The sequence below is a fragment of the Butyrivibrio sp. AE3003 genome (assembly GCF_000686065.1).
GTDB lineage: Bacteria > Bacillota > Clostridia > Lachnospirales > Lachnospiraceae > Butyrivibrio > Butyrivibrio hungatei_A.
The window spans coordinates 1,725,214-1,739,883 of record NZ_JMLX01000001.1; the positions used below are offsets into that span (position 1 = coordinate 1,725,214).

Annotated in this window: 14 protein-coding genes; all 14 read right to left on the minus strand. The window is 40.1% G+C overall.

All coding sequences use genetic code 11. The features are described 5' to 3' along the window. Positions 1–33 precede the first annotated feature (33 nt). Positions 34–630 (minus strand): hypothetical protein, encoded by a 597-nt coding sequence (locus tag CD00_RS0108230; protein WP_026655542.1) that lies wholly within the window; start codon positions 628–630, stop codon positions 34–36. Between the two features lie 28 nt (positions 631–658). Next, complete coding sequence (locus CD00_RS0108235; RefSeq protein WP_026655543.1) at positions 659–1,861, minus strand: glycosyltransferase; 1,203 nt, start codon at positions 1,859–1,861, stop codon at positions 659–661. A gap of 173 nt (positions 1,862–2,034) precedes the next feature. After that, positions 2,035–2,391, minus strand: coding sequence for a hypothetical protein (locus CD00_RS0108240; protein ID WP_185750415.1), 357 nt, complete (start codon positions 2,389–2,391; stop codon positions 2,035–2,037). A 35-nt stretch (positions 2,392–2,426) separates the two neighbouring features. After that, complete coding sequence (locus CD00_RS0108245; RefSeq protein WP_034462037.1) at positions 2,427–3,194, minus strand: response regulator transcription factor; 768 nt, start codon at positions 3,192–3,194, stop codon at positions 2,427–2,429. 761 nt (positions 3,195–3,955) lie between these two features. Further along, entirely contained in the window at positions 3,956–4,717 is a 762-nt protein-coding gene (locus CD00_RS19265) for a MerR family transcriptional regulator (RefSeq protein ID WP_026655547.1), read from the minus strand. 105 nt (positions 4,718–4,822) lie between these two features. After that, on the minus strand, positions 4,823–5,128 hold the full coding sequence (locus CD00_RS0108255) for a type II toxin-antitoxin system PemK/MazF family toxin (RefSeq protein WP_026655548.1): 306 nt from the start codon (positions 5,126–5,128) through the stop codon (positions 4,823–4,825). Further along, complete coding sequence (locus CD00_RS0108260; RefSeq protein ID WP_026655549.1) at positions 5,128–5,370, minus strand: AbrB/MazE/SpoVT family DNA-binding domain-containing protein; 243 nt, start codon at positions 5,368–5,370, stop codon at positions 5,128–5,130. Before CD00_RS0108260 ends, CD00_RS0108255 begins: the two co-directional genes overlap by 1 nt. 140 nt (positions 5,371–5,510) lie before the next feature. Then, positions 5,511–6,632 carry a hypothetical protein gene (locus tag CD00_RS0108265; RefSeq protein ID WP_026655550.1) on the minus strand — a complete coding sequence of 374 codons (1,122 nt, stop codon included), beginning with the start codon at positions 6,630–6,632 and terminating at the stop codon, positions 5,511–5,513. A gap of 75 nt (positions 6,633–6,707) precedes the next feature. Further along, positions 6,708–7,865, minus strand: a complete 1,158-nt coding sequence (locus CD00_RS0108270) for an MFS transporter (protein WP_026655551.1) — start codon at positions 7,863–7,865, stop codon at positions 6,708–6,710. A gap of 194 nt (positions 7,866–8,059) precedes the next feature. Then, positions 8,060–9,196, minus strand: a complete 1,137-nt coding sequence (locus tag CD00_RS0108275; RefSeq protein WP_026655553.1) for a hypothetical protein — start codon at positions 9,194–9,196, stop codon at positions 8,060–8,062. Positions 9,197–9,288: 92 nt separating this feature from the next. Further along, a complete protein-coding gene (locus CD00_RS0108280) occupies positions 9,289–10,104 on the minus strand; it encodes a DUF3431 domain-containing protein (RefSeq protein ID WP_207640467.1) in 816 nt (271 codons plus the stop codon). 327 nt (positions 10,105–10,431) lie between these two features. Next, complete coding sequence (locus CD00_RS0108285; RefSeq protein WP_026655555.1) at positions 10,432–11,727, minus strand: erythromycin esterase family protein; 1,296 nt, start codon at positions 11,725–11,727, stop codon at positions 10,432–10,434. Next, a complete protein-coding gene (locus CD00_RS0108290) occupies positions 11,648–13,729 on the minus strand; it encodes an ABC transporter permease (protein ID WP_026655556.1) in 2,082 nt (693 codons plus the stop codon). Before CD00_RS0108290 ends, CD00_RS0108285 begins: the two co-directional genes overlap by 80 nt. Then, a complete protein-coding gene (locus CD00_RS0108295) occupies positions 13,722–14,489 on the minus strand; it encodes an ABC transporter ATP-binding protein (protein WP_026655557.1) in 768 nt (255 codons plus the stop codon). Before CD00_RS0108295 ends, CD00_RS0108290 begins: the two co-directional genes overlap by 8 nt. Between the last annotated feature and the right edge of the window lie 181 nt (positions 14,490–14,670).

The following is a 14,670-nucleotide window of genomic DNA, read 5'->3' on the forward strand; positions in this document are numbered from 1 at the left end:
AAAGACAAGGTTTTTTGGACCTTGTCTTTTTTCTTAATTACTTATATATTCTCCATCCGGCGTAACATCATTTCCCATATCCGGAAGTTCACCCGTATGCGATACGTACATTGAACTGCCAACTTTATGGAATGCCACATATGCTTCCGAAGCCTCATCAACACATGCTATCGCCGTATCCTCCGATACAAAATACGCTGTACCTGAACAATCTCCGGTATTTACGGTATAGATAAAAAATCCTTCAAATGAAAAACCTTCTTTGGTCTGATCACTTATCTCAATATCACCTGCGGAATTCTCAATTTCTATTCTCTGCCAATCACCTTCAAAATTCTTGGCCTTGGAGACGGATTTTCTTTTGGCATACAAAGAAGGAATATCTTTTTCTACAATGTAATCCGATGACAGGCTGCCACCTTTACCTGTTCCGTTAAGATCTCGCTGCGAAACTACTCTGACTGAAGAGTCTTCCTCCGCTTCCTCTGTTTCTTCTGTTTCCTCTTCCCCAACTACCAATGCATTCTCAAATGAATACATATCGTCGTCCGAAGAATCGGATTTACCCGCGCATCCACAAACTAGCATCGCGGAAATAACTGATGTCAAAATTACTTTACTACATTTCATTCCGACCCCCTAGAAACAAATCGGCCCATCAGTGCAAAACATCTTTTATACGTCGTACAGCGTCATCCAAGCCATTCTCGGCTCTGACTTTCTTAGAAATCTCCTCTGCTCTTTCTTTTTTGAAATAATATGAAGAATTCATTTCGTCAAGCACATCCATTATTGCTCTCTTGCTGACTTTGCTAACTTTTACCATCTTGGTCGCTATTCCGAGATCGTTTAACTTGATCGCGTACTTAACATGCTCCGCCATGTACGGAATAGGTATCGACGGAACCCCATAAACCATGGAAGCAGCACAAGTGCCAAAGCCGCAATGATGAATAACATATCTTGAACGACTAAATAACCAGCTATGCGGAACATCTCCGCATGACATAATACTGTCAGGAAGCTTGTAATTGGTCGCTATACTCTTCTGGAATCCCTGAATGATCACCTTTGTATCAGTTGCTTCGAATGCCTTAATGAATTTATCAAGCTTATCAGCAACAACATCATCCTCATAGGACATTGAACCAAATGACAGGACTACAGGCTTATCACCTGTTTCCATAAAGTTCTTAAGCTTCTCATCGGGAACAAAATCAACATCATCTTCATACCAAAAACCTGTAACAACGTTCTTGGCTTCCCAGTAAGGATTTCTGTCATTAACAGTCCTGCTGATCGGCATAAGATTGAGCCTGTCTGAAAAGAGCTCATCTACAGATTTAATTGGTCTGAGACCATATATTTTTCTCAGATTATTAAAGGGTTTTATTGCCCTGTTAGATCCAAAATTCTCCAAAACCTTCTCTGATACGGTCTGCTGTCTGAGTTTCTCGGGAATTGATTCTTTCTGAAGCGTTACATTTATCGTGGGAATACCTAAAGCCTCGGCTTCTACCGCACCAATCATAGTGTGGCCTACAATAACCATATCTCTTCCCTTGCAAGCATTCAAAATATCATGAGTTGCATTCTGGAAGAAATCAGCAACAAATTCCTGCTCCCTCATTGCACTCATGGGATTGGTACCGTTGCCTCTTATTGCAGCCATTTCTCTCTCAATATTTATATTGGAACCTATGGGAACAAAGTTAACTCCTGCCTTTTCGACAAGATCCTCCCAGTAAGGATGTGTTCCAATAGTTGTATCGATTCCCTCATCTATCAGCTTCCTTGCCAAATAGATATACAGCTGTACATCCCCACGCGTTCCCATTGTAAAAATCGCGATTTTGCTCATTTCAGTTTCCTTTATAAATTTTTTTATCCAATGTTTTTACACCGGATAGCTCAAAACAACAGATTCCGGCAAACCTATTATCAGAGCTTAACATGTATAATTATGATACCCGTCTTCTTCCAGTAAATCAAATACTTTATCGCTGATTTCCTTACTTTTTTCAGTTACAACGCTCAAATCGCATGAAATACTCGCTTTTTGGGTTCATTTTCGGCATTTTCGCATAAAATAAGGATTTTTGCGCATAGACAGCAAATCATTTCTTTGGGAATGAGTTTATAAATATACTCATTTTTATCATACCCCACAAAATCACTCACTTCAACTACCGGATAATTTTCGTCCGGAAAACCATCGTAAAAAAGTTTTTCATCTATTATTTTATCATCAAAAATGAAATTTGTCAGATTATTGGCACATAGTGAAAATATCAATGTGCCTGCAAAACCTAGAAGTATTAAGTTTCGGAAATCTTTGTTTTTTAGCATGTTTTTGGTCGCTTGGGGACGGGGGTGCAGTCCATTAAGCATGGTTTGGTCGCTTTGGGGACGGAGTTTGTGGTCCATTACATCACAATATATCCAAGTCCGCGAACAGTTTTAATGATCTGCGGATTTGCCGGATCTTCTTCTATCTTGTCGCGGAGTCTCTTTATGTAAACCGTGAGTGTGTTGTCGTTCACGAAATCGCCGCTGACATCCCACATATCTTCCAAAAGTGTTTTCCTTGAAAGAACTATTCCTCTGTTATTGCAAAAAGCAAGAAGGAGTCTGTATTCGAGCGCTGTGAGCTCGATTGTTTCTTCGGTTTCGGTGCCACTTTTTAGTCTTGTGACTTTTGCTTCATTTGTATATATGGTGATGTTGGCAAGTTTTATTGCGGCCATGGTGGTTGCTGTTCCCATCGCCGGATTGCTGTTTTGTGCGTTATCGCTTTGGCCGCTGTCACCTTGATTATTGGCATTCGCAGCACTGCTTCTTCGAAGAACCGCTCTGATCCTCGCCATGAGCTCGTTTACTCTGAACGGTTTACATATATAATCGTCCGCGCCAAGTTCAAGTCCCATGACTACGTTTACTTCCGCATCGGATGCAGTCAGGAAAATAACGGGAACATCGCCGCTTTTCTTTATCATCTTGCAAATATCATAGCCGTTTCCATCAGGCAGGTTTATATCAAGGATGGCGAGTCCATACTCATCGGGCTTCCAGTTATTTCGCGCTTCTTCGCAAGTTGTTGCATGCGCAACCACGTAGCCTTCCTTCTCAAGCGAATACTTAAGCCCCATACCTATGGCATCATCGTCTTCCAGCAAAAAAATCGTTGTATTCATGTTCATTTCTCCTACCCACTACTTTATCACAATACCGATGCAGGCGGAAGTTCTTTGCACCGTACAGTATCTTCACTATGATTCTATACGGTACAAGTTCTCATTTTCGCACCATACAGTTCTTCTACGATGATTCTGTACTGTACACATTCTCTTTTTCGTACCGTACAACTTATCTACGATAATTCTGTGCGGTGCATATTCTTTTTTTCACACCGTACAGCTTCTCCACAATAATTCTGTGCGGTGCATATTCTTTTTTTCACACCGTACAACTTCTCCACAATAATTCTGTGCGGTGCATATTCTTTTTTTCACACCGTACAGCTTCTCCACAATAACTCTGTGCGGTGCATATTCTTTTTTTCACACCGTACAGCTTCTCCACAATAACTCTGTGCGGTGCATATTCTTTTTTCATACCGTACAGCTTATCCAAAATAACTCTGTGTGGTGCATATTCTTTTTTTCACACCGTACAACTTCTCCAAAATAACTCTGTGTGGTGTATATTTAGCCTGCGTGACCTTACAAAGGATGATTTGCATAATAATGTGCCATACATGAAGCTATCATGCCAAAAATCGCCTGCTCATATAAGCATTTTAAAAAGAATGGTCAGTATAAACTTTTTCATTTGACCTTTTTTCATTTGCCCCCATCTGACATCATTAGCCTCATTATCTCCTGGCTACCAGCTTTTTATTGTTCACAATTATAACGAAACGTACTATCTAGGCAATTACCCCGGTCTCTTGCTCTCAATCCCCGAGTATATTCAAAAATACTACAAAGAGAACCAGCACCACAGCGAAAGAGCACATTGCCAAAAGCATGTATCCGTTCCTTTTCCGCGCTATTTTGGGATGTTTTTTCCCAAGGAAGTATATCGGGATCATAAAAACTGATTCAAATATGATCATGCCGATTATGAATCTGACAGCTTCCTTCAAATTGCCAATGCCCCAATTTCCGCTAAACAAGCCAAACACCGTGCCGATCAGTACGATAGCGCAGACAGTTCCTATAACACACTGTTTCAGATCATATATATTACCGTCTCTGTCAAGGCTCCAGCCAAGTTTTTCGGCTATTATCTTCTTCTCTTCATGCGCAAGTTCTATTGCGATATCGATAAACGCATTGCCCTTCTTTTCTTCCTCCTCGATGTAGTTCCAGTAAACTTCTGAGTTAAAAGAATCTATTTCGGGCGAATCTTCTTTTATCTTCTTGCAAAGGTTTATTGAGCCTTTCAGCTCTTCCATCTGCTTATTAAGGTTTTCTAGGTTTTCTTCGAGAACCGCATCAATCTGCTTTGCTCCGTCAAAAAGATCTGCAATATCACTTACAGATAAGCCTGCCTTACGAAATATGATTATCTTCTTAAGTTGCTCAACATCTTCTGCTGAATAATCTCTGTATCTGTTCCCTTCTCTCTGAGGATTTATGAGTCCTTCTTTTTCATAGAATCTTACAGTAGCTCTCGGAACCTCCAGTAATTCCTCGACTTCTTTAATTGTCATCAGTGCAGCCTCCTTAGAATTTATGCCATAACTCTAAGCTGTAAAGAAGGTTTACAGTCAAGTTTTTTTTGCAAAAGCACATATTTGACATATGTTTTCATCGAATTAGATGTAATCAAAGATTCCCTGAATAGCATCTGTAATATTTATGATATCAGAATAATGTATCGTATCGATTTTTGAATATCCTCTAATTCCCATATCCAACAATGCCATTTTTTCACATTGTACATATCCTTCAACATCGTTTGTACTTATGTGTATGTGTAAAGGTCCTGCTTCTCCTTTTTCATATATAGGGCAACCAATTATCTCATGCGTCTGATTAAAGAAATCCTTACTAACAACAAGAACCGGTTGTTTGATTCGTTCAATCTTGAGTATATCTCCCTGATGTAGTTCTTCTTTCATTACCAAATCTCTCTTCCTACCGGTTCACCCCAGTCAAATTCTCCATCAAGATTGAGTTTTCCGCCAAATTCAGCAGCACGCTCTTCCAATGTTTTATGTCTAAAAGGCTTAACAAGCATTATCATTCCATTTGAAACCTTAACATCCAAAACATCATCTACAGAAATAGCTGCTTCTTGAAGCACCTCTTTTGATATTCTAATTCCTTGACTGTTGCCCCATGCTTTAACTTGAGCCTGCATAAACAACACCTCCTCTATGTGTATACATTGTATATCCATCTTCAGAAAAAATCAAATTATCATCTATTCTCAATAACTATGCATTGACTTGGTATCAACACATATATATTCAACGAAATCTTCCATAAGCTATAGAAATATCAATCATTAAGATATTTCTCAAAAGTATCAAGGTTGATGTAAGCAAATGATACTATATCTCCATCTTTAGAATTGCGATGGAACGCGATCTCATATTGTCCAAATTTGTAGCACATAGAAAAATCATTTTTGTCGGTAGGTGGAAGCGGATCGCCATAAGCAGCCAAAACATCTGCTGTTGTGCATCCAACTCCAATACCTTTATTTGTTTTTATGGTCTTATCATTTATAAATAGGGATTTGGTAAGCTCTTCACCGTTATATGTGTACGTTTCTAACCTGATATGTTCTGTTTCGGAACCAAAATAATATAAAAAGACACCTTCCGGACTAAGGTCATCTATTCGAAAAGGTGCGCCAAGATTGGGAATTACCTTTTCATGAGGTTTATCTAATACTGATATTTCCTTTCCATTATATAAAAACTCTTCACCTGCCAATCCATTGGCAGAATCTCCTGAAGCAGGGACTGTATCTACATCGCTGCTCAATCTCTTTTTGGAATCAAAATTGTATTTTGACCTGGTATCAACATTTATAAATTCAATGCTCTTTACCTCATCGACAGGGTCCATTTCAGCGCCAATCATGAATGAAAGCTCATATTTTTCATTTTCATAGCACATAAAATATGCAGCTTCTGTATAGGTCTTGCTTGGTTCACCATATGCTGCTTTTACTTCCTCTTCCGTACATCCGATATGAACTCCTTTAGGTAATTTCACGTTTTCATCACTGATACGAATATAAAAAGGAAGCTCCTCGCCGTCAACTTCGACAGTATTTAATTCAATCTTCTCTGAGTCAAAATAATAAGAAAATCTGCCTGACTGATATTCCGGCTGGAAAGGTTCTTTTTTATCAGGTGTTCCAAACTTTTCCAATATGCTTGGCACATCATTTAAAACAGAAATTGTTTTTCCGTTATATTCAAATTCATCAATTGCAAGGGAATTTTCAGAACCGGATGTAGCCGATGTGCTTGCTTCCTCCTCTGAAGAATCCACCACATCAGCCGTAGAAGAATCAGTAGACACCGATTGATAATCACTTGGAATCGGAGTGCACCCAGTCAAGACAACAACAGTTAACACCACACAAAAATTCATCTTTTTCACCATAAGCCCGCTCCTCAAGTAGTATTTACTTTAAATATAGCAAATAAGCATGAAAAAAGTGTGTAATAAATCTACAGATTATTTTCCCGTAACTTTGTAGGAATATTCCAAAAGTCCGATATTGAGGCATGCGAAGATCAAAAGATACCAAGGCATGATCCCGATGCCGATATGCTGCTGGATGATTCCGAAAACGGTGGGCATGAAGGTGCTGCCGACGTAGGCGGATGACATCTGAAGACCGATGACGGCAGCGCTGTATTCTTTGCCGAATTTCTCGGGAGCCATGCGCTGTATCGAAGGATAGACGGGCCCCATGCCGGTTCCGATTATCACAAAGCCTGCTGCCGCGAGAACATATCCGCTGACAGGGAGCATAATAATTATTATTCCCAGGATTTCTATTGCGATTCCGACTCTGATAAGCAGCTTGTCACCCAGCCTGTCAGACACAAAGCCTGAGATCAGTCTTCCAAGCATGAGCCCTGCGAAGATCAGTGACCCGAAAGATGCGATCATTCCGTCGGAAAGCCCCTCTTTTGTCCCCGCAAAATAACTTGATGTCCAGAGAAAGCATGTACACTCCCCCGAACAGTATGCATAAAATGCGATAAGCGTGGGGATTACCCCCGGAACAAAAATTGTCTTTCTGATACCGACTGATTGCACACTATCTTCGCCTGTCTTGCTATCATTTTTTGCCCACAAAGGCAAAGACAGCACTACCACGATCATTATCGCCGTCTGAATATACGCCGTCCATCTGTAGCCCTGATTCCACTTTGCATGCTTCAAGGCAAGCGCCATGATGTTGGGGCTTATAACGGCTCCGACTCCGTAGAAGCAGTGTAAAAAATTCATCACGGACGACGGGTAATTATTTGCAACATAATGGTTTATTGAAGCGTCGATCGCGCCGGCTCCAAGGCCGTACGGTATCGCAAACAGAAACAATATCGCATATGAGTTTGCAAAAGAAAATCCAAAGAGTCCCACGATTGAAAGAAAAATCGAGAACACCACTATGTTTTTTGTATGAAACTTCCTGATAAATCTGGGGCTGAACAGTGCAGAGATTATGGTCAAAAAAGAAATCGACATTGACACATATCCCGCATAAGATGAGGGCACGCCAAAAGCGACCTGCATAGTCGGCCAGCCCGAACCAAGGAGGGAATCGGGAAGTCCCAGACTTACAAATATAAGATAAATTACAGCCAATAATAATGAATACATAAAAACTCCACCTCATTAAATTCGATATATGTATCATATTATAAAAAGAACATTTTTCCCAATATATTAAAAACTTTTATTCTCCTTAGCGAAGCGTTTTTATATTATAAGAAAGCAATTTCTATAATATAAAAAACTCCCAAGCATAGGCTTTTTGCCTTACTTGGGAGAATCCAAACATTCATTTTTTCTTTTTATACCTGGTTATCAACAGCGCTTCCCTTTATATCATCCGTAACAAGAAAGTTACTGTTAAGGATATTGGTAATTGCCGAATTTACCGCACTCTGCGCATCTTCAAGTGAAGTTGCATCCGGAATCACTATCTTCTGCGACACATTATCGGGATCCAGCAAAAGAGCTTCCGTCCGCTCTCTTCTTGCTATAGCTTTTTTCACATCAGCGCTTGTCTTCTCGCTCAATTCAGCATGTTCTCTTATATTGGCGATCATCTCCTGTTGCATTGCTTCTTTTTCAAGCTTTCTGGCTTCTTCCTTCTTCTCTTCTTTCTTTTCTTCCGCAGCTTTCTTTGCCTCTTCTTCGCGCTCTTTTTCTTCTTCTTCAAGGTGGTTTACGGCTTCATTTGCAAGAATTTCGATTACTTCTCTTGTGGAAGTATCCATAATTTTCTCGGCCTCCTTCTGTGCTTTCAGCATATTGAGAGACTCTGCGCGTTTAATCTTTATAGCCTTATGAGTCAGAACATTCTGTGTGATTTCATCATTAAGATTCTTAATTGCTTCAACCACTGTTTCAAGGCTATCTACCACTGCTTTCTGGAATTCGGTCAGATCGGATACCACCTCTGCATCGACTTTATTTATAACAATTTCATCGTAGCTCTGTTCCTGTTCCTGCTCCTGTTCCTGCTCCGCTTCCTCTACTACAACAACTTGAGGAAACTTATATTTCATATATTCTTCATGATGCGCCATGACTTCATCCGCAATATCCATTGCCTTTTTGGCTTCTTCGCTCTCGGGATCGACGCCAAATCCTATCATCATGGACTTTATTCTGTCTCGCGCATTTTCTTTAACTTCGGCCAGCTCGTCTTTTAAACTGTGTATTTTGTCTCTGATGCTTTTTAGCTGTGCATCGATTCCGAGCTCGCCTTTAAAAGCATCCGCCACAACTTTAAGCGCCTGCTTTCTGGCTATTTTTCTTCTCTGCACGACAAGACTTTCCCCTGTAAGATCTGCCCCTGATATTGACTGAGTATTATCTTTTTCTTTCCTTTTTCCTTTTGGAGTTTCTTCGTTATTTTTTGAAAAATAATCTTGGTTCTGAACATTACTCATCTGAACATCCGTGTTCTGCTGAACTTTCATAACCTACCTCCATATGATATTTGATCGGTGTTAAAAGAAATAGTAACCCGTTTCCATATATATCGGCAGAATTCCAAAAATCTTTATTATTCTCAATCTTCAAGGAACACCGGCTCTTTTACACCAAGAAGTAGTCTGAATCTCTTAAGTTTCAGATTATTCCACAAGCGGTGCTTCTCTACGCTCTTTTCACACTTCTCAAGCATATTCGCAAATTCTTCTTCGTCTTCCATCCAGGGATTTACTTCGTATCTTGATGTAAATATCCAGGGCATCAGTCTCTCAACGAGGTATGCTTCTGCCGGGAAGTTTACTTCTTTTCGGTACTCCATAAGGTTGTTCAGATTCTTGTAGAAAGTCTTGGAATTCTTTAGAATCTGCTCCCTGTTTATTATGTAGCAGCCTCCGGGACTGAAATTACAGTATCTCGGGATAACGGGATCCTTGTAAACAAATCTGTAGAAGTCGTCCATGTCATAGAAGTACCTGTATGAATGACTTTGATTCATGTACCAGGAGCTGTCGAGCTCAATATAGCCTTCCTCCGAAAGAAGCGAAGCGATTGAATTCTCATCGCCGCCTTTTTTGTACCTCTCCCACATTTTCTTGTCCTGATAGAGATACGTAAACCATTTGTTGTTGTAAACTCGGTCAAAAAACTCTTTTGAAACATGTCTTCCTATAATATTGCCCTTCAAAAGAGCCACAAACTCAGGAAGATTATCGTAGTTATCTATAAAATAATGAAAATAACTTGTAAGGTTGTGTCCGGTATTCTCAACATGAATGAAATTGTAGCCTGCAGCCTTAAGCTTATCAGGTGTCATTCCGTCATCCGAACAATCGATTATAAGATGATCGTTGCAATATTCGATCAGTTCCCCCGGCACAGTATTATAATTGTGCACAAGAAAAAAAGTGTCCGTCCTGTTCAAAATATTTCTATCCTTCCTTTTAAAGCACGGTCGATTTCCCCTCTTTTTATCAACCCGATAATACATCATGTAACGTCTTGCATTTCATATCTTCATCACTATGAAATATTATTTGTAAATTATAATTTATAGTTAACTTTTAGTCAATATTCGTTAACATTACAACAATCTTTCCCACATTCGCATCGCTCGCATCCATAGCGTAGCGATTCTTATTTGATAGGAATTTCCTCTATAAAAAAAGAAGCAATGCACCGTTAAGCACATTGCTCCTCCTTGATATATTCGGAAACAACAAATTTAATATTGCGGATCTATCGCTCCAACTTCATAGTAGAATATCATTCCGTCATAAAGATCTGTAGGCGCCATCTCAACACGATAACTTGAATGCATAAGATAATATATTCCTGAAAAGCCTTCTCCGAGAGAACCCATTGAAACTTTAGAGTTCACAATAGAATGGAGCTTAGCGTTGTTTTCAGGTGAAAGAGATCCAAAGTCAAGGAAGAATCGCTTTCCATCAACATACTTGGCCTGATAAGCAATGGGATCGGCTGTGGTCACAAAGTAGTCCTTTCTCTTATATTCGCCCGGGCCTCCCAAATAGACTCTGATATTGGATTTGCCCCTAAAGAAATCGGTTCCGAGGCTGTAGTAAGCATCACCGTACTTTTCCTTAAGAACACCTCCCATCGTAACCTTCATAAACGCGCTCTGTCCTTTTTTGGCAATATGGCCGTCGTGTCCCGCTAGCATTATCTTGCCCGATCCGATTTCTTTTTCAAGATCAAGGATCCAGCTTACATTCTCAGCCATTGCTGCGTCTCTGAAATTGTTCATTTCCTGAGTATCCTGCATTCCGTAGTCCATTGCGGTACATACATTGTCAGTAATCTTAAGAGCGCATATTGTATCAAAATCGCGTTCGCTTCCGGCAACACCTTCAATAGCCGACTTAAGTTCAGCCATTTCGCTCTTAACCTTATTGCGCTGGTCATCGCTTAAGGGTTCTGTCCTGTTCTCATCGATAATACTGCTTGTTGCGGAAAGATCTGCGCCTGTTATTGTGCTCTTTGCAATGTAGTCCAAAAGGAATTGTATGCCCTGCTCGGGATTCTGCATATCAAAGCCGTAAAATCTAAGTTTCTTATCCTCAGGTGCCGATGCGTTGTACTGCTTCATCCAATCGAGGATATCCGCCATCTCCTTGGTGTGATAGATTGTAAAACTCATGTTGTTTACGATTTCCCTTGAATCGCCGTCGCCACCTTGAACATAAGCATTTGCGGCAAGACAATCACCAAAATCCGCTTCAACCACGATTGCACGATAGTCTTTCTTTTCCACAAGCATCTTAAGCATTTCAAGCTTGGACTCCTGAAACTCTTTGCTTCCGTGACTTGCTTCTCCAAGACCAACGATCTGAACGTTATCCGGAATCTCGATTCCTTCAACGGGAACCACCGCATCAACAACTTCCTTGATCTTGTGACTTGCAAGTACTGTCTTGTAGTTAAGCCCTATTACCAGAGCCACACTCACCGTAACTATAATTACCAACAAAACTTTCGCGATTTTCTTTAATACTTTCATTATTCTTTTTCTCCCCATAAACTATGTTGTAGTATTGCTTTGAAGTAATTCTGTAAACAAGGGCATATACCCCAAGGAACACAAGGCTGACAATTGCAACCGCCATATTAAATGTAAAAGTGTCCACTATAAGGATTGCTGCCATAAATAGTCTTAAGATATTGCTTGCAAATATTATATGAATTATTGCTGTGCATACAGGTAAAAAGAACATTAGCATTACCTGACTCTTTATTACTCCTCTTGCTTCTTTATCTGAAAGTCCTGCATTTGACAGGATCTCAAATCTCTTTTTATCTTCCACGCCCTCAGACATCTGCTTGTAGAAAATGATCATTACCGTTGCGATAAGGAACAATGCCGCAAGGAAGATTCCAACAAAGAATGTTCCGCCGTAAAGGCTGTAGAAAGAGCTTCTTTCTTCCTCTTTGTATCTGCACATCACAGTTCCAAGCTTTCCGCTCAGTGTATCTCTTACAGTCTGAAGCTGCTCATTACTTATATCACCTTTTACATTGAAGCCGATGTAGAACATATCTTCACCGAGTTCTTCTGCGTTACAGACTGCAAGCATTGCAGCTTTCTCATTGTTATCCGCAACGACCATAACCTCTTTGCCAAAAAGACTCATTGATGAATCAAAAAACTCTTCAAGACCGCTCTCATCAATACTCTTCTTTACACTGTACTCATTACCGAATATCTTGATCTTATCGCCGTCTTTGACATCATCTGCCGAACTGTAACGATATATCTCTCCGGGCGCAAGGCTCGCCTGCTTTCCTGTATAAAGTTTATACTGCTCTGCTGTAACAATATAGATGCTGCGAAGCTTGGTAAAATCAAATGAATCATTTGGATGAACAGCAAGTCCATCATCCTCTACATCACAAACATCCATATAAAAGCTTATCGATGATCTGTCCAGAGCAGTGATACCGTTTTCTTTAAGAAGCTCATCAACTACTTTATCTGCATCGCTTAAAGAACAATTTTCATTTACAACTCCGCGAACCATCACATCTTTTGGGAACATGGAATCAATATTCTGTTCGCCTAGCATCATAAGTGATGTAGAGCAAACAAGGAGTAATATTACAGCCGTTGAAAGAATGCAGATTGAAGCAAGTCCCGCAGCGTTGTGTTTCATTCTGAACATCAGGTTTGAAATACTGATAAAATGCTTTGTCTTGTAATAATAGTTCTTGTTCTTTTTTAGCATTTTAAGAACAAAGATAGTTCCCGCAATAAAGAGGGCATATGTTCCCAAAGTCACAAAAATGATAGCGATGAAAAGACTGTTTAACGCCACCATGGTGTTATCTGCAATAACAGCCAGGAAATAACCACACGCAATCGCCAATACTCCGATGATAAGAAGCGGATATTTTACCTTTGGCTCTTTCTCACCTATATTCTCGCTTTTAAGAATTGTGATAGGGTTCCCCAGTCTTACCGTAAGCACATTGTAGATAAAGCATACTGCGTAGATAATCGAAAAGAATACTGCAGTAAGAATCGTTGCTCTGAGAGAAAAATCCATTCCCTTTACCATCGGCTGTCTGATTATCCTGTAAAGCAGAAGAACCATGAGTTTATTAAGAAAAGTTCCTGCGAGTATTCCGCCTACGATAGCAGATGCGCTCATGATAAGGTTCTCAATAAAGAGAACAAAAGAAACATCCTTTTTGCTAAGTCCCAGTACTCCGTAAAGTCCGATCTCTTTTTTGCGACCTTTCATAACAAACTGATTGCCGTAAAGGATAAATATTACCGAGAATATACCTACCGCAATACTTCCGATTCCCATGAAAAGAACTATGTAATCCGCTCCATAAAAAGCAGTTTTTCCGTTATTAACAAGAAACTTACTGTCGATCAGCGACTGTAAGATGTGAAATACCATAACCGTAATGGCACTTACCAAAATATAAGGAAGCACAGCTTTTTTATTATTCTTAAGTCCCGTAAAAGCAAGTTTTGAAAGCAAATTGTTATTCACTGTCCTCTCCTCCTCTCATGAGCACTGTAACTGCATCGCAAATCTTATCAAGCATTTCGCTTCTCTTGAGGTTTCCTCTGTAGATCTGGTGGAACACTTCGCCGTCTCTTATAAACATAACCCTGTCCGCGTAGCTTGCCGCAACATTACTGTGAGTTACCATAAGGATTGTCTGTCCGCTCTTGTGGATGTCACGAAGCTGGTGCATCAGGTTTGTAGCTGCCTTTGAATCAAGCGCTCCTGTGGGTTCATCTGCAAGAAGTATCTGAGGTTTGGTAATAAGTGCTCTTGCAACTGCTGTTCTCTGCTTCTGTCCGCCTGAAACTTCATAAGGATATTTGTGAATTAGATCCGCAATTCCAAGCTCTTTTACAAGAGGTGCAACTTTATCGTCCATTGTTCTGTGGTCTTCGCCTGCAAGAACAAGCGGAAGCTTTATATTGTCCTCGATCGTGAAATTATCAAGAAGATTGAAATCCTGGAAGATAAATCCGAGGTTGTTTCTTCTCATAATCGCTCTCTCGTTGTCTTTAAGAGCCGAGAAGTCTTTGCCGTTAACCAGTACTTTGCCGGCTGTAGGAACATCAAGGCTTGCAAGGATATTCAAAAGAGTTGTCTTACCGCTTCCGGACTCGCCCATGATTGCAACGAACTCGCCCTTCTCTACGCTAAAGTGAACATCCTTAAGCGCTGTAACTGAATCTATTCCCATTTTTGTCTTGTATATCTTTTTTACGTGCTCAACTTCAAGTACTGCCATTTTATTATCCTCCGTAGTTGTATTTATTCCCATCCAATTGCTTTATTATGATATACGAATTGCTCCATGACTACCGTCATTCCCGCAATTCTACAAACATTCGGAAACCGCGAATTTACTACGTAAATTGCTTATTCCTCATGTTTGTTCGGTTTCAAAATTCAAAATGCTTAACATGCAA